Below are 25,919 nucleotides of genomic sequence, written 5' to 3' on the forward strand. Positions count from 1 at the left end.
GTTCTCCACAAGAATTTTGTTTGCTATGATTCGATAGAATTTCACCAAAAGAAATGGCGACATTGTCGTCCGGCCTGTGCTAGACACGCGGCACTAGATATAGGCGCAGAGCCCGAAGAAAGCCGATCAAAACCAATTCCATGTCACGCCCACAAACGTTGCCGCTGCCACCGTCGGCCAGGTCCCGCACCGTCACGGCTGTCCTTGGCCCCACCAACACCGGAAAGACCCATCTCGCCATAGAGCGCATGCTCGCGCAGTCATCCGGCCTGATTGGACTGCCTTTGCGCCTGCTTGCGCGCGAGGTTTACGGTCGGATCGTCGAACGTTCCGGTTCGGACTCGGTTGCCTTGATCACCGGCGAAGAAAAGATCATTCCGGAAAAACCCCGTTTCTGGGTTTCCACCGTCGAAGCCATGCCGCTCGATCTCGATACGGAGTTCGTGGCGATCGATGAGGTGCAGTTGGCCGGTAATCTTGACCGCGGACATGTCTTCACCGACCGCATTCTGAACCTTCGCGGCAAATCGGAAACGCTTCTTCTGGGTGCTGCAACTGCGCGTCCGCTGCTGGAAAGGCTGCTCCCGGGCATAAATGTCGTCACGCGCCCGCGCATGTCCGTCCTGGAATATGCCGGGTCGAAAAAAGTGTCGCGCTTGCCGGCGCGGTCTGCCGTGGTCGCCTTTTCGTCAGATGAAGTCTATTCGATTGCGGAATTGATCCGGCGACAGCGCGGTGGCGCCGCCGTCGTGCTTGGCTCGCTTAGCCCGCGCACGCGCAACGCCCAGGTTGAACTGTTCCAGAACGGTGACGTCGACCATCTCGTTGCAACCGACGCGATTGGCATGGGTCTCAACCTCGACGTACAGCACATTGCCTTCGCCGGAAATCGCAAATACGACGGCTACCAGTACCGTCAGCTGACTCCATCGGAAATGGGACAGATTGCCGGGCGGGCGGGCCGGCACACAAAGGATGGGACCTTCGGCGTGACCGGCCGTGTGGATCCGCTGGACGACAATCTTGTCGAACAGATTGAAAGCCACCACTTCGACAGCCTGAAAGTGCTGCAATGGCGCAACAGTTCGCTGGATTTTTCATCTGTGCGCACATTGCGGCAAAGCCTCGATACGGTGCCTCAGGAACAAGGACTCGCCCGTGCACCGACGGGTGATGACGTGACCGCTCTTGAACTTTTATTGCGTGACACCGCAATTTCCGGCATGGCAAAGGGTGAAAAAGCGATCGAATTGTTATGGGATGTGTGTCAGGTGCCGGACTATCGCAAGATCGCCCCGGCCAACCATGCAGAGCTTCTGAACACCATTTACACCCATCTGATGCAGGACAACTGCATCGCGGATGACTGGTTCACGCGTCAATTGGCCTTCGCAGACCGCACAGATGGTGATATCGACACTCTCGCCAACCGGATTGCTCATATCCGGACCTGGACATATGTTGCCAATCGCCCCGACTGGCTGGCCGATCCGGCCCACTGGCAGGGTGAAACGAGCAACATTGAAGACAAACTATCAGACGCCCTTCACGAGCGCTTGACGCAACGTTTCGTGGACCGGCGGACTAGTGTATTGATGCGACGTTTGAGAGAGAACGCAATGCTGGAAGCAGAAATTACCTCGAGTGGCGATGTGCTCGTAGAAGGTCAGCACATCGGAAATTTGCTTGGCTTCCGGTTTGCACCCGATGCGGCAGCTGAAGGCCCGGACGGAAAGACCGTTCGTGCCGCTGCACAAAAGGCCCTGACCACCGAAATCGAATCCCGGGCCGAGAAACTCGGCAAATCGGAAAACAGCGATTTCGTGCTGACATCGGAAGCCGCGATCCGTTGGCGTGGTGAACCGGTTGCCAAACTGGTCGCCGGCGAAGACGTGCTGACACCGACAGCATTGCTGCTTGCAGACGAGCACCTGACCGGACCGGCGCGCGATACCGTGCAGAACCGGCTTGAGCTTTGGGTGAAAGCCCAGATCGATACACTTCTGAAACCGCTGGTCGACCTGAAATCCGGCGAAGGACTCGAGGGGCTCGCCCGCGGCATTGCTTTTCGCATAGTCGAGGGGCTCGGCATTCTCGAACGCCAGGACGCCGCTGACGAAATTCGCCAGCTTGATCAGGACATGCGTGCGTCGCTGCGCAAGCATGGCGTCCGTTTCGGTGCCTATACGATTTTTGTTCCTGCTCTTTTGAAGCCGGCACCAAGCCAGCTTCTTGCTCAGCTCTGGGCCTTGAAGCACGGTTCGCTGGATATGAACGGCATGACCGAACTGCCGCAATTGTCTGCGTCCGGACGAACGTCTATTCCAGTTGACGAGACCATCGACAAGGCACTGTACAAGGTTGTCGGTTTCCGTGTGTGCGGACCCCGGGCCGTCCGCGTCGACATACTGGAGCGTCTTGCCGACCTGATCCGGCCGTTGATCGCGTGGAAGCCTCTGGATGCTGAAGTTAGCCCGCCGGAAGGTGCGATCGAACAGGGCGGCGGTTTCATGGTGACCGTCGCCATGACGTCTTTGCTGGGTTGCGCCGGTGACGATTTCTCCGCTGTTTTGAAGTCGCTTGGTTATCGGGTCGAAAGCAAGGAAATACAACGTCCGGTGACCGCAAAACCAGACGCTTCCCAAGCTGCGGAAACACTTGCAGTCGAACCGGAAGCGAAGGGTGAAAGCACATCTGCCACGGAAGAATTGGCGGCAGATACCGGGGCGACAGGCGAAGAAACCACCTCTTCAACCGACGATACGACACCTGTCGAAATGAATGCGGAGCCTTCCTCCGAAGACCTTGTGGGTGTTGCTGAAACTGTCAATTCCGACGCGGCGGCGGCAATGCCGACGGAAGGTGCCACCGGCGATACCATTGTGGAAGAGGCACCCGCCATTGCAGCGACGGAGCCCGTCGAAGACGCGGCGCCCTCTGCTCCGGCAGGTGACAACACCGGTAAGGAAGAAACTGAAGGCGCAGAAGCCGCCCCTTCCGAGGCCACGATTGCCGCGTCGTCCGATGAGGCTGCAGCAGAACCTGCCGAGATGGAAACGGTTACGATCGAGATCTGGCGCCCGGGCCGTCAGGACCGGAGACCACGTGGACGTCAGGATCAGCGGCGCGGTGACAACCGCAAGGGCCAGGGACATGGTCCCAAAGGAGGTCATGGTGAAAAGCGCCACGGCAAGGGAGGTGGCGGAAAGGGTGGACCGAACCGCAATCGGAGCGGCCATCAGGGTGGTAACAGGGGATCTGACGGCGGAAACCGCCGCAACAATCCGCCAAAGGACAAACCGATCGATCCGAATTCGCCATTTGCCGCTCTCATGGCCCTCAAGGCGGATATGGATAACAAGGACAAGAAGTAATTTCCCCCGGTCGCACACAAGCTGCCGCTGAAACAGACGGTGGCAGTCTGCGCATCGACAAGTGGCTCTGGTACGCCAGGGTCACCAAATCCCGGTCCCTTGCCCAGAAACTGGCGACAACCGGCCACGTACGGATCAACAGGGACAAGATTTCATCCGCCAGCAAAACCGTCAGGATCGGTGACGTGCTGACCATCGCGTTGGAACGAAGGGTTCTGGTTCTGAAGATTGCCGGGCTCGGATCTCGGCGCGGTCCGTTCGAGGAAGCCCGCAAACTCTACGAAGACCTTTCACCTCCGCTGCCGCCCAAAAAGGAATCGCCACCACCGCCACCTGGACAACGGGAGGCCGGTGCCGGGCGGCCGACCAAGCGCGACCGGCGCAAGATGGACGCGTTTCGCAGTGAAAGTTGATGCTGAATCCGGTATTTGAAGATAAAACGGAATAACTTTCTATTGTCGGCAAGGATTGCGTCAACCTGTGCGCTTGCGTGTGCCAGGCAAAAACGATACCCAACACCGATCTATGGATGAATTCGTGCGCACGAAAGGCAAGTGCCGCACGCAAACGACCGCCGGGCGAATGAGGGGCGCAACAGCCACGAAAATTCGCGACGGCACGCAGCGAGGATACCGATGACCTACGTCGTCACAGACAATTGCATCAAATGCAAATACACGGACTGTGTTGAAGTCTGCCCGGTGGATTGCTTCTATGAAGGCGAGAATTTTCTCGTCATCAATCCGGATGAATGTATCGACTGCGGTGTCTGCGAACCGGAGTGTCCGGCAGAAGCCATTCTACCGGACACGGAACCGGGCCTCGAGAAGTGGATCGAGATAAACGCGGAATACTCGGAAAAATGGCCGAACATTACCGAGAAGAAAGACCCGTTGCCAACTGCTGAGGAATTCGACGGTAAAGAAAACAAGTTTGAAGAGCATTTTTCACCGAATCCACCGACTTGATTCGTTCAGATATTACCTATGCGGCGGTCTGCCGCATGCGTGATCTCGGCGATTGCGAATCATATTTGACCATTAATTTCAATACCCTGCACATAATCGGCGGGCACAGCTTTGTGGTGATTGTGCACCACGAAAGCGCGACACTTTAATTTTCCACAAAAGTATGTTACATATAGGGAACAGTCGTCACCCACGAGAACAACCCCCAAAACGGAGTTTCGAAAACGTGGTCCGGATCCCTGGGAAACCGGATGCGTCGGCTCCCGACAGCGCTTATCGACTGAACAAGGTTCTATAGTGGAAATCGACGACTGACCAGCCCTGACACGCCGCATATCAACAGGCGTTCCATATCGGATCGCTCGGCAGGATGCCGTGTCGCAAAATTAAGGTGACCGTTCAACGGTCCAACACCGGTCCGAACGGATCGAAAACTGCGCAGGAGAGAATACGAGTATGGCAACGAATCCCAAAAAGGCCGCGCAGCGTCAAGGTTTCAAGACCGGCGAGTACATCGTTTATCCGGCACACGGTGTCGGCCAGATTACCGCGATCGAAGAGCAGAATGTTGCGGGCCACTCTTTGGAGTTGCTCGTCATCGTTTTCGAGCAGGACAAAATGACCCTCCGCGTTCCGGTTGCAAAGATCGCATCAGTGGGAATGCGCAAACTCGGCGATCCGGCAGCAGTCAAGAAAGCTCTGGAAACGGTTCGCGGCCGCCCGCGCGTGAAGCGCACAATGTGGAGCCGCCGTGCACAGGAATACGAAGCAAAGATCAATTCTGGCGACCTGAATGCAATTTCCGAGGTTGTTCGGGATCTCTTCAGATCTGACAGTCAGCCGGAACAGTCCTACTCCGAGCGGCAGCTTTATGAAGCGGCTCTCGACCGGATGGCGCGCGAAATCGCTGCTGTTAACAAGTGTTCTGAAACTGAAGCGGTCAAACAGATCGAACAGAACCTCGCGAAATCACCGAGTCGCTTGAAAGCTGCAGCAGCAGCTGAAGCCGAAGCGGAAGCAGAAGATGATGAAGACAAGGAAGAAGCTGCTTGATATCGAGCAGTTTTTACTGTCACTGACAGTTGAAAGGCCCGGCCATTTGCCGGGCCTTTTTTTGTTCAGGGCTACTCTTCAAACCCCGTCAGGCAATGTAGACAAGGGTTTACGCTCGCGCGGCAATCACGCAGAAGTGCACAAAATCTGCGCCATTGCCCCTGCCAAGTGATCTAACCTACGCTTCGGTACGTAATTCTCCCGAGATCCCATCGGAGCGCCAATCATGTCAGGAAACGAAAAGCGGCAACTGGTTCAAGCGGCAATGAAAGCCCCTTACCTCACACGTGAAGAGGAAAGGGAGCTCGCGGTAAGCTGGCGCGAGCAAAAGGACGAGAAGGCACTGGAAAAGCTGTCGCTGTCGCACATGCGGCTCGTGATTGCCGTGGCCTCTCGGTTCCGGAACTTTGGATTGTCGCTCGGCGACCTGATCCAGGAAGGCCATGTTGGTCTGCTCGAAGCAGCCGCCCGGTTTGAACCGGAGCGGGAAGTCCGTTTTTCGACTTATGCCACCTGGTGGATCCGGGCTTCAATACAGGATTACATTTTGCGCAACTGGTCGATCGTTCGCGGCGGCACGTCCTCTTCGCAAAAAGCCCTCTTTTTCAATCTGCGCCGCTTGCGTGCGAAACTCTCCAGCAACCAGACACCGCTCACGGACAGCGAACTGCACCAGAAGGTTGCCGACGCAATCGGCGTCAAGCAGTCCGATGTTGCCTTGATGAGCGCACGTCTGTCGGGGCCCGACACCTCCCTGAATGCACCGGTCGCCGACAGCGAAGGCTCAAGTGCCGACCGGCAGGATTTCCTGGTGTCCGATGCGCCCCTGCCGGACGAAATCGTCACCGGCAACATCGACTCCGAGCGGCGTCACAAGTGGCTTTGCTCGGCGCTCAGGGTGTTGAGTGAGCGCGAACTCAGGATTGTGAGGGAGCGCCGCCTTTCCGAAGACGGTGCAACACTCGAGTCGCTTGGTGCAAAGCTTGGAATTTCCAAGGAGCGGGTGCGCCAGATCGAAAGCCGCGCCATGGAGAAACTGAAATCGGCTCTCCTTGCCGAACAACCCGACAAGGCGGTCTACAGCACATAACCGGCTGTTTTCAGCCCTCCGCGGCGCAGGAATTTATTTGAGCTGTAACACGAATGCGCTCATCGTATCGGAGATCCTCCCGTGAATGGCTGCCCTGTCGGTGCCGGCGGGATCATCGCAGATCGGGTCGTCTTGCTCGTCTTTCAGCAACTTGGCGCCCCGATCCGTGCATTCGGCCAGAAACGTGAAATGATGCGCCGGAGACAGCGTGACATGGTTCGCGTTTTTCAGTTTCCCGACAAGATTGCTGCCATTCACGCCGACATCCGTCGCCGGCCACAGGTTTTCCCTGCCCAGACTTATCACTTGTATGGGGATTGAAGTCTCCAACAGGCTGTCGTCGTCGACCGCGTATGTGAAACCGGGGTCAATAGCAATCACGCCTGCGATACGCGTATCCAGACCGCTTTCTTCCAGACCGTCCGCCATGCTGACCAGGTCCACATCTCCCTTGGCGAAAAACAGGCAATCCTGAGCGGTTCCTTCGAAGCGACTGCAATATTCCGCATAGGCCTTCGCATCAAAAGTAACTCCGGCCAGTGTGAGGGCGCTCGCACCCCCGAGCGAGAAGCCTGCAGCAACAATGCGTTCCTCGTCGATGAACTGCGAAAAAAATGGATCGGACAGCAGGTGATCGAGAGCAGCACTGAGGTCGGCTGCCCTCTCCGCAGGTTGCAGGGACCGGCGTGGTGACGAATCTCCGGAAGTTGATCCTGGATGATTGACACCAACAACGATGATGCCTCGTTTGGCCAGCGCTGACGACATCCAGGACAGGGTATCCATGTTGCCGCCGGACCCATGGGAAAACAACAAAACGGGATAGCGGCCTTTCTTCATACCGGCTCCCACCATTGCCTTGGTACCCTTGAAGAGCGGGTTCTTGCCGATAAAACCGGCATAGGTTCTGGTTCCGGCGGGATACCAGATCGATCCCTGCATCAGCGACGGCCTGTGTGTCGCGGATACCGGGAAACGGTCAAAGCCGGCCAACTCCTGTTCATCGGCATTGGCAACGCTTGCTGACAAAAGAGACAGGGCAAAGAGAAAACGCTTCATGATCGAACATCCTTTCTTGATCTGCGCTTGGCTGATTGGATGGTCTTTTTCTGGCACCCGCCTCTCGATCTGGCGTCCTAAAACCGGATTTAGGTCGCCTCGAACCTGTTTTTGTCCTATCGCGTTGTCTCGTCATTGCATTAACCGAGACGAAGATGATTGTTCTGCCCCTGCCGTTGATCGTTGCCCTCGTGCTTGGCTTTCTGTTCGTCCAGGCAATTCTTGCAGGAAACCGGCCTGTGCTGTTTTCCACGCTCTTGCTGTTGTGCGCCCTGCAAAACTTCGTTGTCGCTGCCGGCCAGTATTACGGTCTGCACTTCGCCTTCCAACTGCAGCCAATCCTGGCTTCGACAATCCCTCCATTGGCCTTTGTCGCCTACATGTCCGCCTCTGTTCGGCAGGTCACACCGGCGCGCGACTGGATACACCTGTTCGGTCCGGCTTTCGTCTTCTTTTGCGTGCTGTTTGCACCCGTGACCCTCGATATTGTCCTTGCCGCGATCTTCCTGAGCTATGGTTTGGCGCTTCTCCTCAGCCTGCACGCCCATAAAGATGCACTACCGCTGGTCAAACTTGAATCCGGCGCAGTACCCCAGCGGATCTGGATGGCTATTTCGATTGCGCTGCTGGTTTCCGCCATGACGGATCTTGTCATCGGCTATGCATTTCAAACCGGCAGTCCGGGTTGGGCCCCAAAAATCATCAGCGCCGGTTCGGTTGCTTCGCTTCTGGCAATCGGATTGCTGAGCGTTTCTCCGGACCTGCGGACGCCGCCTGCCTGTTTGGACAAATCGAGCGAGGATGAATTCGGGCAGGCACCGGCGAAACCGGTCACAGAATTGGAAATCGACCTCGTCAGGCGCCTCGATGAGCTGCTTGTTGTCAGAAAATTCTACCTTGATCCGGGCCTGACCCTGGCAATGCTCGCACAGCGCCTCCACGTTCCCGCAAAAGAGCTTTCAACGGCGATAAACAAGACGACAGGTGAGAATGTATCGCGCTATATCAACAAGTACCGGATCCTGCACGCCTGCAGCCTTCTTCGGGAGGGCGCATCTGTCACGACCGCAATGCTGGATAGCGGGTTCAACACGAAATCCAACTTCAATCGGGAGTTTGCGCGGGTAACGGCGAAAACACCAAGCACCTGGGTTCATGTCGACGCCAATTACCAGGCTGAACCGGTAGCCAGCCTTCCATCCGACAAGCCGGGAACGACATCTAGTCCACCACAAGCTTGACCGCGGTTCCTGCTGGAATGACCTTGTTTCGATTGAGGTCGTTCAGGATCGAGAAGAATTCCAGCCTTCGCGACGGTTCCACACCGCTCATTCCGATCGCCAGCTTGCGCGGCGTGTCGCCTGCCTTTGTCTTGACCACCTTGATACGCAGCGACTGAAGGCGCGCCCGTTCGGTCGGCGTCAGCTGCCGGAAACTGTCGACTGTTTCACGAAAATCATCATCGAAGCCCTGGTTTGGCGACCTGCTCGCAAAAATGAACCGGTATCCCGTCCGGCCAATGCGCACGACGGAAATTCGGAAGGACCAGCCCTGGGTGATTGCAGCGCCGGTGACAGCCGGAAGGCCGTTGATGGTCGTCTCGCGGACACTTTCAGGAAGCAACCCGTTGATCCAGCCTGAATTCATGTAGTCCGCCAGGCTTGAGTATCCGCTGACATCGGCACCGTCGAAACGGATCGCCGTGCCGTCGCCGTTGCTTGCCAGCACGGCCTCTGTGGAGTTTTCCAGAATATAGCCCTTTGGTACGGTAAATCCGATTCCAAGTGCCTTGTGCAGGAAGGATCGCCCTCGCACGAAACCTTCAAGCGGATCGTCGCCATACAGCATGCCGTTGATCTGGGTGAGGTATCGGTCCCGATCACGTTCGCCGATACCTGGCGCTCCGATCTGTCGGGCGGACCGGACTGCGATCTGCAGGCGCTCCGGGGTCGATGGATGGGACGACAGAAAATCGGGCGCACCGGACGATGACGAATCTGCGGACTGATAACGCGCATAGGCGGCCATGGAACGCAGAAAACGAGCAGCTGCATAGGGATCGAAACCTGCTTTGGCCAGCGTCTTCACGCCGATCGCATCCGCCTCCAGTTCCTGAACCTGGCTGAACCTGGCGAACGACAATTGCGACGAGACGATCGCTTTCCGGGCCTCTTCGGAATCCTGAACAACATCCGTCAGGACCTTGTTGGCAAGCTGCTTTGCTTCTGCCCGCTGCTGGCGCTTGATCGCGTGGTTGGCGGTAACATGCGCCATTTCATGCGCGAGAACAGCGGCCACTTCCGAGGTGTCGTTCGCGAGCGCCAGCAGACCGCGAGTGACATAAAGATACCCTCCCGGCAGCGCGAAGGCATTGATTGCCGGAGAATTCAGGATCGTGATCTTGTAGCTCTGGGACGGATCGTCCGAGGCGGCCACCAGGCGGCCGACGACACTTGCGACAGCCCGTTCCGCGCCGGGATCCTTGTAGACCCCGCCATAGGTGGCAACGACGCGAGGATGTTCACGCGCGCCGATATCGTTGGTCAGGCCCGGGCGCAAGGTGCCCGGCGTCACAGTGCCAACGCTGGTTCCATCACCCAGAAGCTGGCAGGACGCCAGGGTCAGCGACAAACCGGCGACGAAAACAGCGCGCAGCCAGTTGCCTGCGGTGACGCGAAGGTCCGCAGCTAGTGCGCCGAAGCGGTGCTTGCGACGGAAATCAGTTGCTGTATCGACCGCCACGTTTTGCCCTTCTGCGTTCGAGAACCACCAGTTGCTCGGGATGCCGGAGCGCAATATACGGTCCGTCTTTTTCCTGCAAGACACCTCTTACTTCAACGACATGACCGGCCAGATCCTCGATCTGCCATCCGGTCAGGGCGAGAGCTTCGTTGAACCTGTCTTCATCGGAGGATTTGAGCGTTACCGTCAAATCGGACTTCCAGTGTCTTCCGAAATTGAGATAGCGGGTGCTGCGGGTTTTTCCAAGCGAAACTATGCGGCCCCGCGCGATCACATACTGTCCCGCCCTGCCGTCGAAGGATTTCGGCGCCGATGTCTGGAAAACCCCGGCGCCAGCCTGGCCTTGCCAAATCCCCGCGTGGGACTTCCTGGCGAACTCTTCCGCGCTTCGCAGCAGGTCAGCACAAGAGGGCGATGCTCTGTCGGGTGCAAAGATCGCTCCACCGTCCCTGAGTATCTGCACCTGCAGAAGATCAGCATCTTCACCATTTTGCATGACGATCCATGAGGGTATCAGGCCCCATCGGTTCGGCTCGTCGATTGGAACCGCCGTAAGACGGGTACCGCTCTTGGCCGAGAGCCGGATTGCCGATGGTGCGCGCTCGGCTCCGGTCGTGAGCACCTGGAGATCGGTGGCGATGAAGCTGCGCCCCTCCCCGTCCTGAAAAACACCTTCCTTGTCCCATGAGACGATCTCGGCATGATTTGCCTGATCGTCGACACAGGATGAGACGCCATCATCAATACCAAACGCCCCGGACACGGGAAGGGATTCACCGTCAGCCTTTGCTGGCATTGCGACACCAAGGAACAGACTGAACAGGCAAGATATGACCGCGCAGCTTCGGAAAATGACAGCGCCGTTGCCGGCACCTTCCCGAAAAAAATGTAAACTGCATGTACCGGTCACCAATTCCCCTCACGTCCGAACGACGCCTGGCCGCCACAATCTTCCGGCAAAGCCGGTCGCTCCCGCCAGTCGGTCGGCAGATATCGGTCTGGCTCATCAACCTGCGAGCGGTTCGCACTGATCCAGTTGCTAAGCAGCGAATAAGGCAAGTCCAAGACAAAGCCCTGAAACGGTGCACTCCTCCATTCAACTCCAGGGCGGAGCAGCAATCGTGCAACACCGTGTCATTCCGGATTGCCTATCATTCAATGGGGCTCGCAAAGTCGCGCAAATCATGTTAATCGACCCCGATCAGGCCCCGTAGCTCAGCAGGATAGAGCATCAGATTCCTAATCTGAGGGTCACAGGTTCGAATCCTGTCGGGGTCACCAGCTTTTTCAATATCTTAGCCTGTGGATGAATTTCACACCCAACGAGTGGCGTCCAAGTGGCGTCCAACAAGGGAACTCAGTTATTTGTTGCTGCAGTTGGGCTTTCGACGTGATGACTAGGTTAGTTGCACCGAAGAAATGAGTGGTGAAGCAACGCAACGACCTTTTTGGGGCCGGAAACGGATCGGCAGCTTTAAGCGCTTTGTTGGTTAAAGCAGACCTTCATGGCAACTAGTTTGGCGTCTGAACCCAGCAAATTTATTGAAATTCATGCAGGCACGATCGAATTCCATATCCGATTCCTCGTCACTTGACACTCATTCCTATTCCAATTTGGCATGAAGTCCTTCGATTGATTGCACCGGGGCCGAAGTTTGGAGCGCCGATGTAAGGGCAATTATTGTCAACGCACCTCTCTTGTCTTGGTTCGACAAAGCGAAACGATACTACTAACTTTGCGGAGAGGATCTTCCAACGAGTGCTGGAGTCTCGAATAGTGTACTCACAAGAACGACCTGGGCTATAGTTTGTCGCACAAATCAAAATTCGAAGTAATTTTTTGGCAAGCGGTTTCAACTCCCAAAAAACGCTTTTGTTTCTTAGTTGGCGTCGAGGATTTTCTTAAGATTGGTGACCGGGTAGTCCACGCCGCGGGTGGGAACGTTGAGGTTCAACTCGGCGGCGACTTCACGAACGAATGACAGGCAGTCAGACCAGGTTAACGTATATGTCTTGCCGCGCCATTTCTCCACCTTCCGGAGGACTGCGTCATATTGCGCTGGATCCACCCAAAGCTGGATCGCAACAGCCGGTTTCTCATCTTCAAGCACAGCTTCCGCGCCACGGTCCTTCAGAACCAGCTTATATCTCAGTAAAGCTGCATCGATGGCGATTTTCTTCGCGTCCTCAGGGTTCATTCCGAACAAGAGCGGGTGCTGCCAGAACACCGCATTGCCTTGCTGGCGCCACTCGGACAAGATTATATACGCATGGCCTGGTTTTTTCTCGTTCGGTCCTGACCAGCGGGCAAGCAAGGTAACAGCATAGACCATGACCCCGTCGCCGATATCGGCGGTCATCGGGGAATTGCGAATATCCTTAAAAAGATAGTTGCCGGGGCTCACGCCGCCGATGGCGACCGTTTCCGGGCCCTTCTTCCCGACGGCAAGGGCACTGTCTGACAGAGCCAAGAGTAATACAATCAGGGTGCAGGTCAGACTGTTCAAAAAGGATCTCATCAATACCTCCTATGCGCGTTTTGACGATTTTTTGCACGCGCTGCATCGTTCGATCACGCTACTGCCCTTGTGCAAAAACCAATTGGTTCAATTGCTTAATACAATGGTCGTTTGTTCCTCGGGTCTTGTCACATTCATGTAGGGCCATGACTGCTGCCGCAGTGAACAGGTGAAAGAGGCCTTTCTGTCCGTTTCCGGCGTGTTCGAGAATTTTATTCGGAACGAAAGCCGGCATCGCCCGGAATTCCACGCGACGATCCCGGGGATCCCCCGCAGAAGACGTAAGTTTCTCGCCATAGCGAAGGCTGAAACGGCCAAAGTCGCTGAGGGCAAAAATCCGCGGCAGAAAACGGCGGTTGCCATCGGCATTTGCGGTCTCCAGGCCGAGTATTGCGGTGCACCAATGGGGGGTATCCCCAGTTTCAGCTTCTGCTGCTTCGGGAAAGTCGTCATTGCCACTTCTATACACACGGCACTCATGCGCGAGCCGTTCACGCAACGGCACTAAATCGGTCAAAGGGCTCAAAAAAGATCGACCGGCTTTCAGTTTATCGGCGATGCTATCCAGCTGAACGGCGAGTTTATCGCGTGCCAAGTCATTTACTCCAACAGGATTTGGATCCAAAAGCGCTAGCAACACCATCTGAGCACGGTCTTGAGCGAGCCTCGCATTCATTTGCTCGTCAGCAGGTGTCATTTTTCTATTCGTAGGTTTCTGACCGTCCGCATGACCCTCGATGAAAATCTTGTCCAGCCCGGCAAATGCGCGCCCAGATACGTAGTCGCGGTCACTGGCGTTCTGTGCGCTTTGGCTCTCGAAGAATCCTCGACCGCGCACAAATACAGCGCTTTTGCACGTATCAATCATCTCCTGAATAGCGTCCGCATCCATCCGGACACTTATGTCAAGCGGTGCAAAACAGGGAAGAACGTCTGTCATCCGTTGGCGTATTTGCTCGATCGCCGCGATACTGCCATCTTCAAGCGTTGGAAGTTCGATTTTTCCCGCAGAAAAAAGTCCCCCGTATCGGTCGGTACGTCTAATTTCGGGTCTTTTTGAAAACTCATTCGAAGCTTTGTACGTGAGGACAGCGACTGACTCTCCATCTGGAACGGTTATGTGTATTTCGCTTGAGAAAGCTCCCTTATGCCCTGGAAAAGTGTCAACGCAGTCTTCCTTGTCCGGCCCACATCGCAGCTCGTACAGAAGATAATCAGACCCCAGGCCGGCGGTCCGCAATTGACTGGTTATACTCTGGAGGCTCCCTAGAGACGCAGCAACTGCCAAGAGTAGGATCGCGACAAGCCCGAACTGGATGTCTACGAACCCAAGAGTTGCTGGGTCCTCCATGCCGCCTTCTTCTTTAGGTTCTACCAAACGCATAGATTGCCCTTATCAACCAACCGATTTGAGTGCATCTGTGGCGGATTCGACGATTTCAAGTATCTCGCCAGAGGCGCCAGTATTGTCTTCAAGCAGATCGCTCAACTCCACCCTGCGGTCGGACAGCTCAGCGAACAGCGCAAGGATGGTGGTTTGCAGGCTACGAAACCGGTCGGCAAGTTGCTCGGCGCGGTTAGCATAATTGGCGGAATGGTTCTCCAGCGTCTCAAGAACACTGTCCGCGCGGTTTTCCCAAGCCTGTGCAAGCGACGCAGTGCGTGCCTCAAAATCATCGACGCATTGTTCGCCGAGTTCAGAAGCGGCCACCCCCAACGTGTCGTAAGCTTCCGTTGTCTCCTCCCGCGCCGAATTGAAGGCGTCTGAGACCTGTTCGACCGTGTCTGTCAGGTTGCCGGCGGTCACCTCCACGCCGTCGGTCACGAGCCGGGAGGCAACCGTGTCCGCAACGCTTTCAGCGCCATTTCGAGCCCTTTCCGTTAAGTCATCGATTTTTTCTTCAAGGCTGGCTCGGTTCTCTGGCGGTGCAATCTGGCCGACCCGCTCCGGCAAGTCGCGCGCCAGCTCGGCAAGGTCTCCCAGTTTGCCAGTCACCGCGCCGGCACGCTTTGCAAACGCTGTTTCAAGCGCGTCCACGATCCTATCAGCGTCGAGGTTTTCCAAGGTTGCGGCACCTACCTCTTCCAGCCGGGCGAGGATTACCACAATGGCGTCAGCTCTTTTTTTGATGCGACCCCGGGCGTCCACCGAGCGCCCGTTCAGCGCCTTCAGCCTGGCAACAACGTCCTTTGCTTGGGCCTCGGCAGCTTCAAAACGACCCTCAAGCTCCTGTGTTGTTTTCATAAACTCACCCCCACGCTCCTGGCGAGGCTTTTGAAAGCGGTGAACACTTCTTCAAGCATATCCGTTACGGGTTCCAGACTGTTGATTGCGTTTTCCAGGGTGCTGCGAACTTGACCACTCTGGGCGCTATCGTCCGTGATCTGGGTCACCAACTGTTCAACCAAATCCTCCAGATAGTCCTTCAAAGTGTTGATCGCGGCTTGCAAGGCTAAGGCGACATCGCTTGCAAGCCGCTCAAAATACTCTGAGAGCAACTGCTCGATTTGCTTGGCGATGGCGTCGCTGGTTGCCGATACGAAGTCGGAAACGGCCGATTGCATTGGTTCCAAAAACTCTTCGGACAACGTTTCGTCGAGAGACTGGATCGTCTCGGCGAACGTGGCTTGCGTTGTCTCCAGCAACGTGCCGATTTGTTCGTTTGCCTCATCCAGCGCCTCGGAATACACTTCGCGCGCTTGCTGGAGTTCTTCGTTCACGGTGTCGAGCCGCTCCAGTATTTCATCCCGGCACGTTTCCGTTTTTCCAATGAGAGCCTGCAATTCGCCGCTGATTTCACCGGTCGGCAAGGCTTCACGAGCGGCGGCGGAGAATGAGGAGAGCTCTTCAGCAGCTTCGCCAAATCCGGCGTCAAGCGCAGTGAGGTGATTACTAACCCTATTATTCATGCCGTCCAAGACGTCCCCAACAAGATCAAGGTTGCCTTGGAACTGAGTAAGCGCTGTCAACGCGGCGGCTTCAGCCGACCGGGCAAGGCGCGATGTACTTTCAATTCCTTCTGTTAGGTCTGACAGAGTTCCGTCGATTAAAAGTACTATGCTTGTAAGATTGTCGATACGCTCCTGTGTGACCATCTAAAGCCCCCCTGCGAGCAGTTTTTTCACCGTGCTAACCGCCTTTATAGCCGGACCGACATTCGGCGCCATCGTCGCTAGCGTGGTGTTTAGTTGAAGACAAACCTGAGACACTGCCTGGTCCAACCCCAAATCCATGACGACATCTTCAAGAACCTCGGAGACGATTTTCCGGGCCGCTTCTTCGATCTGGTCCCGTATCAAACCTTCACAAAGTTCTTTGAACTCCTCTTGGACGTCAGAGACCTTCTCGCCCACCGCGTTGGCGCCGCTCTCACCGGCGTCCAGAGCGGTTTCCATCAGGTCGTCGATAACGTTCACGAGGGACTCAAGCAGTTCATGCGCCGCCTGTTTGACCCGTGTTTCTAACAATTCTTCAAAACCATCCCCCAATTCGGCGCCCGCGTCAGAAATGGCGCTTTCGACTTCTGACAGGTGGTCTTCGGTGTCGGTGACAACTTCAACCCAGCTCTCAGTTTGGGTCTCCACTGTTTCCGAAAGCGCATCGGTGACTTCGGAGAAGCTCGCAGCCGCGATTTCCAACTCGGCTACCTGCTGCGCAAGGCTGTCGCGTTCTTCTCTAAAGACTTCCGGCAATCCGGTCAGTCGACCCAGTTCTGTGATCAGACCGGTGAGACCATCCAACTCGTCGAGGTCGAGACTGAATTCGGGAAGCTCAATGGCACCGGCCTCGTCCGCCACATTTTCGGCTATGCTGGCTGTTTCCGTGCCAAAAACTTCAATGGTCTGGCGCAATTCACCTGCCGAGGCCTTGACCTCTTCAAGGGACGCTTTCAAAGCTCTCAGGTCGGTCATGCCATCAATTCCATGATGGGTCTCAGGGCTTTGATCTTCTCCTGGAGGTCGGCAACGGGCTCAAGGACGTCATTGACTTTGCCAACGCCTTTGTTCAGAACGGATTCTGCTGTGTCCATTGCTTTTTCTGCTTTCGTGAACCATGCGTCGATCGTTTGTGTGGCATTACTCATGTCTGCTCCAAGCTTGCCGGTGAGCTGGTCCGACAACTCTTGATCCAGACGAGAGAGCTCATCGCCCCGCTCGATCAGAAACGCATCAACCGTCTCTTCAAGGCCTTCCTGTGCCGTCGCAATCTGTTCACGCCATTGTTCCAATTCGGCGGTAAACGTGTCACTGCTAGCCGTGATGGCGCCGTTAAAGAGGTCGTTTGCTTCCAGAATATCGTCGGTCGCATCGTTGACGAGCTCGGCCAACGCGTCGAACTTTTCCTCTACCTCCGATTCCGGGGTGTCAATGGGCTCGAGGGGATCAAAACTTGTTTCCAGGACTTCGATCGCCTTATCGATGTGTTCTTCGACAGGCAAAAAGAGAGCTTCCGCGATTTGCCCGAATTCATGCTCAAGGGCCTCTTCGTTTGTCACTAGTTGGATGGTGGCCACGGCTGCTAGCACCGCGGATAAGGTACCCGCTGATTGCTGCAACTGATTGGTTACTACTTCTTCCAGCGTGCAGACCGCGTTCTCGGCCGCGTTGACCAAGCCTTGCGCATCCTGCAGGTAGCCCTCAATCTGTTCCAATACCGTTTCGAGGTCGTCCTCCATCCGTCACCTCTTTTTGCCCTTGGCTGTTAAAACCATAAAAACTTAGAATTCCCTCGAAGTCATGCATGTCCTCCGGAAGACTTTCGATGCATGTTTCAATCAGTCTGCGGCGGACGGTCTTGGCTCTCTTCTGCAGATCATTGGAGTTGTCGTATAGCGCCCGCGTGCTAGTGCAGTCATGCAAAATGCCCTTCAGCCGCTCCTCGTTTTGGGGCAGCAACAAATTATTTAAGAGGCGTTCGAAAGCAGCAGTATCGATCAGAAGCGGCTCGACTTCCCGGCCATAAGGCGTGATGTCATCGGCCGCGGTCTCACAAGGGCCTCCATTGAACGATGTTGCGGCAATCGTTTGAGGTGCGGTCTCGTCGTAACCTGGAAAAAAAAGATTGGCGACGTAGAGCCGGCTCACGCTCTTTTGAGCCGCGCACTTGGTCAGTATAAGCGGTATCGCTCTGCCTTCGTCATCCCTGTATGTCAGGTAAACTCTTCCAAACCGGTCGATATCCAGGGTTTGGGTCAATCCCCCACGCGGATTTGCCGACGCGAGCGAAGATTTTGACAACTCGGCGGTTACTTCCGCCCCCCTTTCGCCCAATCGACCGGCACGCGGTTTGATCATGATGGTAAGGACGGGGAGGTCGACTAACACAAAACCAGACTTAACGAGGTCATCGCCTTCGGAGACTCTTTGCGATAAGATATTGATGCAGTAGTCCTGCGGAGTCTTGTCGATACTGAGCGCTACCTGTGCCCTTAACGGAGGCACTTCTGATTTTGAAACGATCGGAGTTTTTTTCCCAAAAGCCTCTGTAACGACAGGGTAGGGCACAGGCGTTTCATTAATTCGAAACCACGACGCTAGAAAGAGATTGTCGTCGCGTTCGAGATCAAGCGCCGGGGCATCGCCGTCGTCAGCCGTCGGGACCTGGTCACGCTGTCCAAGGTCTTTCCAGTTTCCCCTCTCCAGGATTTCACGCCTCGCCCAATCGGAAAGTTTGGGGGTTGCAGCGGCCCGGCCTTTTACACGCATGCGGCGCAGAGCATATCCAAACCAGGGGGCAATCGCACCTGGCCAAGGGTATTTACCGGAGCCATCAACTTGTGCATGAAAATGCTGACCAATGGCCAGGACATCTATGCTATCCAGACGGAACAGGTCCGCGGCCGCCGTCTTAAGGATCTCCAGAACAAGACCGGTCATTAGCAGATCTCTATCGATCAGTTGTTTTTTGATCTCTTGATGCTGCGTCACATCCCACTGCACGACCGAGAGACCCTCTGCCTCTTTTCCAACCAACCAGGACGATCTGACTGCTGTGTCGTTGGATTTTCTGCGGGCGCCAATAACCGGCAGCGGATCGAATGACCTTGTCCTGCGCGTGCGGCTATCCGCGCAGACAGTTTTGTCCGCGATGAGGTTCGCCTTAACGGTACTGAACTCGGCATCATACTCAAAAACGAGAAGGTGCGTGCTGCTCATGTCAGCTCCAATCCTGCAAGACGGATTTTGCTTCTCAGCGATTTTTTGGCATCGGACCGGCTGGATTTCACCACCGCTTCATTTTCCTTGATTTCCGCCAACAAATCATTGATTGCGGTCTTCGACGCCGACAACGCGTCTTTCAACCGTCCAGTTCCGCGAGCATCGTTGCGCGATTTGTCTGCTTTAAGCCCGGTCGCAATAGCCTTGAGCTGCGCCCGTAGTATCTCCAAATCCCGTTCTACTGCTTGAAGAAACTCCTGCTTCGCCGGACCGATCAACGTCGTGGCAGCAGCCTCATAGACACGGTGGGTATCATCGCGCAACTTATCGAGCTTTTCGCCCTGCATGTCGCGGACCGTCAAGAGCCCCAACCAAACAGGGAGCGCCGCCACGACCAGAAGACCTAACCAGAAGCCGCCTGCCAAGGCCAGCGACATAAAACACGCCTGCCCGACATCGGTACTACAGGCCGAGATCGACGGTGTGAAACTCAGGAGGTTGCTTAAAAAGCCGTTGGCAGGTACTCCCTTAAGCAAATTCTCCTTGCTCAGACCTAAGATCGATGCTCCTAATACGAAGACGCCACCGATTTTAAGGCCTTGGCGCACCAGAGTCCGATAGCTTTTCGACCGAAGTTTAAAGTTTTTCGTCGCCGGCACTTTTTCAATCTCCGGAGGCTTTGCGACCGAAGCCTTGATCTTGGCCGCCGACATGGCGGCGGCGGCCCTGTCTGCGGGAACGGTACTTGTTCTACGCAATGACCTTGGCAACGATCCGTTCGCTGCGACCGCGATTTCGAGATTGGCGATCTCTCCGCTCAAGATGGTCGCGAAGTAAAGCTCGTATATAAGGCCCGCGGTATGTGCCGTCTGATAGCACCGTTCGGCAAGGGCGTCTGCTATGAATTCCGTAACCGTTTCCGAAGGTCGAACGGTCTTCAACGCATCCAAGCGGCTTTGAAGAAAATTGCGTTTGCTATCATCTTCCCACTCGACCCAATCTTCTCGCACAGCGTCGTCGCCCCAGCGCCCCCAATCGCGGCTACCTTGCCCCTTTTTTTTTCCACCGACGCCACTGTAGTTTCCGGCGGCCAGTCTGGATTTTAGATCGGCAAAGATGTGCTCGACCATCTGGCCAATCCGAATACGGGCGTGATCGATGCGCTCATCGATTTGCTGTTGGAGATCGCCAGCCTCCTTGGCGGTGTCTTCCGCCTTTCTGTGCTCGGCAACAGTCAAGGCGCCCTCGAAGGCACGTCCTTCAGCTTCGCGCTGCGCAAGCCGTTCTTCCAGTTCGTCCCTGTCGCCAGCCAACACCGTTGCAAGATTCGCACGCGTTTTATCGCCAAGCTTGTTCACCTGATATCCGAGCGGCACGAACGCCTCATGCGGCAGCCGCGTCAGGTTCAGATCCGCGTATTGTTCGGGCAACACTCCGTCGACAATAGACTTGATTTCCGTCTCCGGCTCTGGCAGCAAAACAACGATCTGGCCCTTTACCGCAGCTTCCAATTCGGAAAGAGCAAAAATCCGGGTGTTTTGCCAGGCTTCAAACGCCTCATCGTTTTTTTTGCTCGCTGCTTTCGATAACCGCCGTTTCGGCGGTAAAGCCCAATCGGCGCTAATGTCGAGAATGAGGGGTGCCTCAGGACCTGCAGGATCGGTCTCTTGGGACAGTTCAACTAAATCGACCTCAAAGCCACCGGTCTGGAGACTCTGCTGCAAAGTCCGCAGCTTCCTTGACATGACTCCGCCAGTTGACAGAACGTTAATGCGGTTCCCGGTGGCCTGCATAGACCACCAGAGCGGGCTCTGGGTGTCCTTGGATGTTTCGTCCAGGCTGACCCAGCGAAGATTGGCACCGGCATAGTGATGCAACACCAAGGATTCGATTTTCGCGAAGTTCTTTTCACCACCATGCAGGCGGGCCAGGACAATGTCCGGGGTCCACGGCAAGCAGGCCAGTTGAGACATAAATGCCGCTTCAGCTTCAGCGTCCCGCGGGGCATTATCGGCGGCGATAACCGTCAGCACCGGGTGCGATGCAGGTTGATCGGAGAGGATCCAGCCGTTGCGCGCCTCGTCAAACTGAACCACGCCAAGTGCGTAGCTGTATCCGCTCAGCGCAGTCATGATTTGAGATTTAAAGTATTCGCCAGTGTTAATCAGTGCTGCAAGCCGGCTTGCAAGGCAGCTCGCTTGCTCAGTCGAGCAATTGCTGTTGCAAGTTCGGGCAAGAACGACTTCCATGGTTTAAGTGATCTCATCGGTGGGGGGGATGTCGTTCCCGGGCTCCAATGCACCGGAAAGTTCGCGTCTTAGCTTCTTCAACTCATCCAATTGGTAATCGAGTGCGCCGATTTTGGCGTTTAGCAGCGTCAGACTTCCTTCACTGTTCTGGTAGACCTTATTCAGATCGACAATGCCCTGTGCCGCGTTGGTAGTTGTGGTGACAACCCTTTCAAATTTCTCGGCAATCTCCTTACCGATCGGCGCTGCCGCGTCATCGACACCCAAGTACCGGTTCCAATCCTCTCGGATATTAGTCCCGGTGGCTTCCAGTTGCCGGGCCGCGTCCATGACTCGCGTTTCAAAGGTTTCGCCAGAGTCAAGGACCTGCTGACGAAAGGTTTCGGCTGTCGGCGTTGGCAGGTCGCCGCCTTCAAACTGATGTTTGCCGGCGATCAAGACGTGGAAGTTGTTTCCGGTTGCATCCACCTTATCCTTGAAATCACTTGATGCGCCGTCGACCGCCCATTTGAACTGATCTCCAGACTCGGAGATTGTTTTTCCAAACTGCTGGGCGAACTTGATCGCGGATTCCGCTGCTGTCTGCAAGACTTCCGCTGGGGCGTCTCTGACGGCTTGAAGGGCGCTTTCCAGAGCATGCCTGGCTTCCTTGATTGCGGTTTCGGCCTGTTCCGCGGAGTGTTTCACAACCTTTTCCGCTTCCTGAGATGCGGTTTTCAGGGTGTGATCCGCCGTCTCGCCGGCGCTTTCAATCACCTGCTTCGCGTCGGCTAAGGCGTCTTTGAGGGTCCGTGTCGCCGCGTTGTATTCACCAACCGTCGCCTCCAATGTTTTGGTGGTGGTTTCCAAGGACCCGAACAGACCAGTAAGCGCAGTGTTGGTCTGGCGTTGCTCCTCAACAAGCGTATACACCTCGGCGCTGACGCCGATCGAACGAACATTGACCTCTACTCTGAGTGCATCCTCGAACTCGACGAATCCCCGCGTTGCCCTTTTCAAGTGCCATGCGATCATTACCTGCAAGATGATGCTGCCCGCTAAGCCGACAAAGGTGAAGGAAAACTTCCCGGAGATCGAGGCAATCAGTCGTTCCTGAGATCCCGACAAGTCCTGAGAAATGGAGATCAGCGCCAAGGTGATGAAAAAGACGGATGCGGTCAGACCAAGCTGAACAAACCGCCGTGACATGGCTGTTGCACCTGGGGCGTCGATGATGCGGGCCGGCAGAGCGCCTGAAAACACGTCGGACAACCGTGCGTGACTTACCAGGCCTTCTTTTGTCCGCAGCACCAACTGGTCAGAATAACCTGTCAACGCGTTGGCGATTTCCACCCGTGCAAGGTAATGCACAGGCGGTTTTCTCTTCTGCAGCACTTGGTTAAAGTCATCGACGGTCGGACCGCTGAATTCGCCTTCGCGCTTCTTCAGGATTTGTGCAATTTCTGCCACCGATTTGGTGAGTTCATCGATTGATCGACGACCCTCCAAGATCCTGGCGAGCGCGGAAACCATCAGAGCGGTAACCAGCAAAAGAAATACAATCGATGCCCAGAAAGTAAATGTGGAATCAGCAAAAACACTCAGAGAATCTTCAAACCCGCCCAGCATCGATGCCAATACCCTACATTGATCTTGAAAAGGAACTATTCAAATTAGTTCCAGCCCACCTTTAAGTCGCAATAAGATTCAGGTACTTTATAAAAATTGCAAGAAAAAAAATCTTGAGCACGTATGACTTGCATTTGTGGCAGTTTCCTTAGGGTCAGTTCATGTTGGGACTGCTGGATTCATTCGGCTGCCGTAGTTCCCGTCTTTGCGGGCACCGGATTTGGGTCAGCACAGTTTTCGGCAATCGTTCATGCTCCGGTCAAACTCCGGTGACACAGGGCGACGTTTTAACAACCGTCATTGCAATCTTTGATACACATCGACAGACTCTTGCACTTTCTCTTAAACTAGCAAGCGACGCTCGCGGATCGGATCGAACCGTTTCTACCATTTTGGGAAACGGCGGTCAGTCAACCGTCTCGGTACCGACTAAGACTGATTTTTTGGGTTCACATCTGGGGTTTTCAAATGAGATCTATGCTTGCATTACTTGTTATGATGCTTTTTCCAAGCCAATTGGCCTGGGCCCAATCGGCCTGTCAATCCAATGAGAAGAGTTCCTGCGCGGTCTACTCGGACTGTATCGAAGCCAATTGCAACTGCGCGGCTACTTCCCATAATTATTCCGGGACTTTCGGGCCGAAATACTGCACTCGGTTTGGCGCGGAGAGCAGCTTTAGCGCAAACGGCTCCGCGTGGCGTGACAAAACGCTCCTCTGCCTGAAGGACCGTATCTCGCAAGCGTATGTTGCTCACAGCGATGGCAGCGGAAAGGGCTGCGACTGCGCCGCCATTCAGGCTGCGGCGATAGACTCGCACAGCAGTTGCTATTTGGACACGCCGTCCTTCTGCCAACTCTCACAAGCCGACGTTCGCGTGCTCGCCCGAATTGTCGATACGCCCGACATTGCCAAACTCGGATTTCCCGGCCTGCGGGAAATGGGGATTGTACTGGCAACCTGCTATTGGGAAGAAGGCAAAGACGTGGGGGACGAACTTGCCCGCGCATTTGTCGACGAGACAGTCGCGGAAAATACCGAAATTGCGCAGGATGTAGCCCTAACCATTATCAGCCACGCAATCGAGTACGCCGTTGAGCGGGCCAAAGCCGAAGCTGCAACCGCCTTGCGCCAACTGTTTGATGATTATTTCCCGAACGAAATCCCAAGAGGTTGAGAAGGAATTCGACTCAATTGAATCTTGCCGCCTTTACTTCGCTATGTAACTAGCCTGGTGAAATCGAAAAAGCTCGACGATAACCAGAGTGCCTTTTTCGCATTCCATCCCCTGAGAGGTTCTGAACAAATTCTCTCCGTGTTGACCTGACCTGACCTGAGACTTAATCCCTCCTGGTCACCAGAACGTTCGGCGTCTTTGGAATTCGGCACTGCTGCGTATCTATCCTGCTGAAAGCACTGTTAGTTCATGGTCTTTCTCTTGATTTTTTCGCGTGCGAGCAGGTTGATCTGACCACACACGATCTAGACGTCCTCCGGGTGAATTTGTCTGGTTTTTGTGATAGAACTCATTGCTTTGGTATTCAATAAAGGCGCAAATAATGGCGGCTCTTGCGACCTGACCGTAGTCACTTGTAGGTCCGAAAAGGCTAAGGGTTTCGGGTGCCGTGAGGCGTACGAAAGCCTCCCATGCAGGAACCCGCGGTCGGCACACTCCAGGCTATGGGGTTTTGTTTTTCGCGGCAGGTCTTGGACAGATCCAAACAGCAGCAAATGGTAGATTGAGCCAGGCGGGCAAGCAGCATAGTAGCGTTGGCTCAACTCTTTTCGCAGTGACCTTGGGCGGGTTTTCGCGGCTGAGATCCTTCCTCTTTTCAAAGCGCGCAAGCCGTCCCTTTGGCCGGCACCGTTGCAGGGCGACCATATGATCGAATAGTCCATGCCGGGTCATGGTGCAGTCTCCCGGTATGACGCGGCGCAGTGCGGCGGTGCACGGGGCTGTTGCCAGCGGGCGAAGGTCTCGATGATGACCATGTGGCCACCGCAGCAAGGGCATGGCGGGCGCGTCTCGGCAGGCTCTGGCGCATCCTTTTCGAGCTCCGAGGCGACGCTCAGCAACTCGCGAGCGTGATCGAGACTGGCCTTGCGAGAGGTGCCGGCAAGAAGTCCGTAGTGGCGAATGCGATGGAAGCCGCGCGGCAGGACATGGAGCAGGAAGCTTCGGATGAACTCGTCCGCGGTGAGCGTCATGACCTGCTGCCGGTCGGTGCTGTCACGGCGGTAATCCTTGTAGCGGAAGGAGACCCCGTTCTCGTCGAAGCGGATGAGACGGCGGTTCGAGATGGCGACCTTGTGAGTGTAGCGGGCCAGATAGGCGAGCACCGCTTGCGGTCCGGCAAAGGGCGGCTTGGCGTAGACAACCCAGCGTTTGCTGCGGACAGGCTTCAGATGACGCAGAAAGGCCCTGCGATTCGCCAGTTGGCTCATTGATCCGAAGAAGGCGAGCCGTCCTGCATCGTGGAGTGTTATCAGCCGGGTCAGGAACAGGCGACGGAACAGCTTGCCCAGCACCCGCACTGGCAGGAGGAATGCGGGGTGTGACGATATCCAGCGCGTTCCGTCGAGCGAGATGCCGCCGCCCGGCACGATCATGTTCACATGTGGATGATGCACTATCGCCGACCCCCAGGTATGCAGCACCGCGGTGATGCCGATGCGGGCTCCGAGATGCTTCGGGTCGGCGGCGATCGTCAGCATCGTCTCAGACGCCGCCCGGAACAACCGGTCGTAGACCACTGCCTTGTTCTGGAAGGCAATGGCGGCGACCTCGGCGGGCAGCGTGAAGACGACATGGAAGTAGCCGACGGGCAGGAGGTCGGCCTCCCGCTCGGCCAGCCACGTGCGCGCGGCGGCGCCCTGGCACTTGGGGCAGTGCCGGTTGCGGCAGCTGTTATAGGCGATGCGCCAGTGCCCGCAGTCCTCGCAGGCCTCGACGTGTCCAACCAATGCAGCGGCGCGGCACTGTTCGACCGCCGACTTCACCTTGAGCTGGGCGAGGCTCAGGTGTCCCTCATGGGTTGCCCGGTAGGCTGGCCCGGCAGCGCGGAAAATATCGGCGACCTCAAGCGAGGCGCGCACTTG

20 protein-coding genes and 1 tRNA gene are annotated in these 25,919 nt (G+C 55.8%); 8 read left to right on the plus strand and 13 right to left on the minus strand.

The genetic code is table 11. From position 1 onward, the window contains the following. Positions 1 to 140 precede the first annotated feature (140 nt). The 5 genes from LA5095_RS11335 to LA5095_RS11355 all read left to right on the plus strand — a co-directional run bounded on the left by LA5095_RS11335 (position 141) and on the right by LA5095_RS11355 (position 6,485). The gene (locus LA5095_RS11335) at positions 141 to 3,374 is read left to right on the plus strand and encodes a helicase-related protein (RefSeq protein ID WP_055114961.1); all 3,234 of its coding nucleotides are present in this window, start codon (positions 141 to 143) and stop codon (positions 3,372 to 3,374) included. 47 nt (positions 3,375 to 3,421) lie between these two features. Beyond that, positions 3,422 to 3,787 (plus strand): RNA-binding S4 domain-containing protein, encoded by a 366-nt coding sequence (locus LA5095_RS11340; RefSeq protein ID WP_055114963.1) that lies wholly within the window; start codon positions 3,422 to 3,424, stop codon positions 3,785 to 3,787. A gap of 222 nt (positions 3,788 to 4,009) precedes the next feature. Next, on the plus strand, positions 4,010 to 4,342 hold the full coding sequence (fdxA, locus tag LA5095_RS11345) for a ferredoxin FdxA (protein WP_055114965.1): 333 nt from the start codon (positions 4,010 to 4,012) through the stop codon (positions 4,340 to 4,342). 456 nt (positions 4,343 to 4,798) lie between these two features. Further along, entirely contained in the window at positions 4,799 to 5,395 is a 597-nt protein-coding gene (locus LA5095_RS11350; protein ID WP_055114968.1) for a CarD family transcriptional regulator, read from the plus strand. Positions 5,396 to 5,621: 226 nt separating this feature from the next. Beyond that, the gene (locus tag LA5095_RS11355) at positions 5,622 to 6,485 is read left to right on the plus strand and encodes an RNA polymerase factor sigma-32 (protein WP_055114970.1); all 864 of its coding nucleotides are present in this window, start codon (positions 5,622 to 5,624) and stop codon (positions 6,483 to 6,485) included. A 33-nt stretch (positions 6,486 to 6,518) separates the two neighbouring features. Here the strand turns inward: LA5095_RS11355 and LA5095_RS11360 are convergent, their stop codons facing one another. After that, positions 6,519 to 7,544, minus strand: a complete 1,026-nt coding sequence (locus LA5095_RS11360; RefSeq protein ID WP_055115619.1) for an alpha/beta hydrolase family protein — start codon at positions 7,542 to 7,544, stop codon at positions 6,519 to 6,521. 155 nt (positions 7,545 to 7,699) lie between these two features. Here LA5095_RS11360 and LA5095_RS11365 point away from each other — a divergent pair, with 155 nt between their 5' ends. After that, positions 7,700 to 8,785 carry a helix-turn-helix domain-containing protein gene (locus LA5095_RS11365; protein ID WP_055114972.1) on the plus strand — a complete coding sequence of 362 codons (1,086 nt, stop codon included), beginning with the start codon at positions 7,700 to 7,702 and terminating at the stop codon, positions 8,783 to 8,785. Here LA5095_RS11365 and LA5095_RS11370 read toward each other — a convergent pair. Further along, positions 8,766 to 10,199 carry a M48 family metalloprotease gene (locus tag LA5095_RS11370; protein ID WP_055115621.1) on the minus strand — a complete coding sequence of 478 codons (1,434 nt, stop codon included), beginning with the start codon at positions 10,197 to 10,199 and terminating at the stop codon, positions 8,766 to 8,768. The genes LA5095_RS11365 and LA5095_RS11370 overlap by 20 nt on opposite strands. A 64-nt stretch (positions 10,200 to 10,263) precedes the next feature. Beyond that, positions 10,264 to 11,082, minus strand: a complete 819-nt coding sequence (locus LA5095_RS11375) for a hypothetical protein (RefSeq protein WP_144435955.1) — start codon at positions 11,080 to 11,082, stop codon at positions 10,264 to 10,266. Positions 11,083 to 11,490: 408 nt separating this feature from the next. On the opposite strand from LA5095_RS11375, the gene LA5095_RS11380 reads away from it, so the two are divergent. Continuing rightward, a tRNA-Arg gene (locus tag LA5095_RS11380) sits at positions 11,491 to 11,567 on the plus strand. Between the two features lie 599 nt (positions 11,568 to 12,166). On the opposite strand, the gene LA5095_RS11385 is transcribed toward LA5095_RS11380, so the two are convergent. The 9 genes from LA5095_RS11385 to LA5095_RS11425 form a co-directional block, all read right to left on the minus strand. Then, positions 12,167 to 12,793: a hypothetical protein gene (locus LA5095_RS11385; RefSeq protein WP_144435956.1), complete on the minus strand. Its 627-nt coding sequence runs from the start codon at positions 12,791 to 12,793 to the stop codon at positions 12,167 to 12,169. 70 nt (positions 12,794 to 12,863) lie between these two features. Continuing rightward, positions 12,864 to 14,189: a hypothetical protein gene (locus tag LA5095_RS11390; protein WP_055114978.1), complete on the minus strand. Its 1,326-nt coding sequence runs from the start codon at positions 14,187 to 14,189 to the stop codon at positions 12,864 to 12,866. A gap of 12 nt (positions 14,190 to 14,201) precedes the next feature. Continuing rightward, a complete protein-coding gene (locus LA5095_RS11395; protein WP_055114981.1) occupies positions 14,202 to 15,050 on the minus strand; it encodes a hypothetical protein in 849 nt (282 codons plus the stop codon). Continuing rightward, a complete protein-coding gene (locus tag LA5095_RS11400; protein WP_055114983.1) occupies positions 15,047 to 15,901 on the minus strand; it encodes a hypothetical protein in 855 nt (284 codons plus the stop codon). The genes LA5095_RS11395 and LA5095_RS11400 overlap by 4 nt, the downstream gene beginning before the upstream one ends. Further along, positions 15,902 to 16,717: a hypothetical protein gene (locus LA5095_RS11405; protein ID WP_055114984.1), complete on the minus strand. Its 816-nt coding sequence runs from the start codon at positions 16,715 to 16,717 to the stop codon at positions 15,902 to 15,904. After that, positions 16,714 to 17,481, minus strand: coding sequence for a hypothetical protein (locus LA5095_RS11410; protein ID WP_055114986.1), 768 nt, complete (start codon positions 17,479 to 17,481; stop codon positions 16,714 to 16,716). Before LA5095_RS11410 ends, LA5095_RS11405 begins: the two co-directional genes overlap by 4 nt. Next, entirely contained in the window at positions 17,444 to 18,961 is a 1,518-nt protein-coding gene (locus LA5095_RS11415) for a hypothetical protein (protein ID WP_055114989.1), read from the minus strand. Before LA5095_RS11415 ends, LA5095_RS11410 begins: the two co-directional genes overlap by 38 nt. After that, positions 18,958 to 21,213 (minus strand): hypothetical protein, encoded by a 2,256-nt coding sequence (locus LA5095_RS11420; protein ID WP_144435957.1) that lies wholly within the window; start codon positions 21,211 to 21,213, stop codon positions 18,958 to 18,960. Before LA5095_RS11420 ends, LA5095_RS11415 begins: the two co-directional genes overlap by 4 nt. A 3-nt stretch (positions 21,214 to 21,216) precedes the next feature. After that, positions 21,217 to 22,821 (minus strand): hypothetical protein, encoded by a 1,605-nt coding sequence (locus tag LA5095_RS11425; RefSeq protein ID WP_055114992.1) that lies wholly within the window; start codon positions 22,819 to 22,821, stop codon positions 21,217 to 21,219. A 477-nt stretch (positions 22,822 to 23,298) separates the two neighbouring features. On the opposite strand from LA5095_RS11425, the gene LA5095_RS11430 reads away from it, so the two are divergent. Continuing rightward, the gene (locus LA5095_RS11430) at positions 23,299 to 23,997 is read left to right on the plus strand and encodes a hypothetical protein (protein ID WP_055114994.1); all 699 of its coding nucleotides are present in this window, start codon (positions 23,299 to 23,301) and stop codon (positions 23,995 to 23,997) included. A 728-nt stretch (positions 23,998 to 24,725) separates the two neighbouring features. Here the strand turns inward: LA5095_RS11430 and LA5095_RS11435 are convergent. After that, on the minus strand, positions 24,726 to 25,916 hold the full coding sequence (locus LA5095_RS11435) for an IS91 family transposase (RefSeq protein ID WP_055114996.1): 1,191 nt from the start codon (positions 25,914 to 25,916) through the stop codon (positions 24,726 to 24,728). Between the last annotated feature and the right edge of the window lie 3 nt (positions 25,917 to 25,919).

The organism is Roseibium album (assembly GCF_001404515.1).
Taxonomy (GTDB): domain Bacteria; phylum Pseudomonadota; class Alphaproteobacteria; order Rhizobiales; family Stappiaceae; genus Roseibium; species Roseibium album.

What these genes read in the sequence shown, in the direction of transcription:
- fdxA (WP_055114965.1), top strand. Translation starts at nt 4,010, where the DNA reads ATGACCTACGTCGTCACAGACAATTGCATCAAATGCAAATACACGGAC.
- LA5095_RS11360 (WP_055115619.1), bottom strand. Translation starts at nt 7,544, where the DNA reads ATGAAGCGTTTTCTCTTTGCCCTGTCTCTTTTGTCAGCAAGCGTTGCC.
- LA5095_RS11355 (WP_055114970.1), top strand. Translation starts at nt 5,622, where the DNA reads ATGTCAGGAAACGAAAAGCGGCAACTGGTTCAAGCGGCAATGAAAGCC.
- LA5095_RS11350 (WP_055114968.1), top strand. Translation starts at nt 4,799, where the DNA reads ATGGCAACGAATCCCAAAAAGGCCGCGCAGCGTCAAGGTTTCAAGACC.
- LA5095_RS11365 (WP_055114972.1), top strand. Translation starts at nt 7,700, where the DNA reads ATGATTGTTCTGCCCCTGCCGTTGATCGTTGCCCTCGTGCTTGGCTTT.
- LA5095_RS11390 (WP_055114978.1), bottom strand. Translation starts at nt 14,189, where the DNA reads ATGCGTTTGGTAGAACCTAAAGAAGAAGGCGGCATGGAGGACCCAGCA.
- LA5095_RS11425 (WP_055114992.1), bottom strand. Translation starts at nt 22,821, where the DNA reads ATGCTGGGCGGGTTTGAAGATTCTCTGAGTGTTTTTGCTGATTCCACA.
- LA5095_RS11405 (WP_055114984.1), bottom strand. Translation starts at nt 16,717, where the DNA reads ATGACCGACCTGAGAGCTTTGAAAGCGTCCCTTGAAGAGGTCAAGGCC.
- LA5095_RS11415 (WP_055114989.1), bottom strand. Translation starts at nt 18,961, where the DNA reads ATGAGCAGCACGCACCTTCTCGTTTTTGAGTATGATGCCGAGTTCAGT.
- LA5095_RS11400 (WP_055114983.1), bottom strand. Translation starts at nt 15,901, where the DNA reads ATGGTCACACAGGAGCGTATCGACAATCTTACAAGCATAGTACTTTTA.
- LA5095_RS11420 (WP_144435957.1), bottom strand. Translation starts at nt 21,213, where the DNA reads ATGGAAGTCGTTCTTGCCCGAACTTGCAACAGCAATTGCTCGACTGAG.
- LA5095_RS11375 (WP_144435955.1), bottom strand. Translation starts at nt 11,082, where the DNA reads ATGCCAGCAAAGGCTGACGGTGAATCCCTTCCCGTGTCCGGGGCGTTT.
- LA5095_RS11430 (WP_055114994.1), top strand. Translation starts at nt 23,299, where the DNA reads ATGCTTGCATTACTTGTTATGATGCTTTTTCCAAGCCAATTGGCCTGG.
- LA5095_RS11395 (WP_055114981.1), bottom strand. Translation starts at nt 15,050, where the DNA reads ATGAAAACAACACAGGAGCTTGAGGGTCGTTTTGAAGCTGCCGAGGCC.
- LA5095_RS11335 (WP_055114961.1), top strand. Translation starts at nt 141, where the DNA reads ATGTCACGCCCACAAACGTTGCCGCTGCCACCGTCGGCCAGGTCCCGC.
- LA5095_RS11410 (WP_055114986.1), bottom strand. Translation starts at nt 17,481, where the DNA reads ATGGAGGACGACCTCGAAACGGTATTGGAACAGATTGAGGGCTACCTG.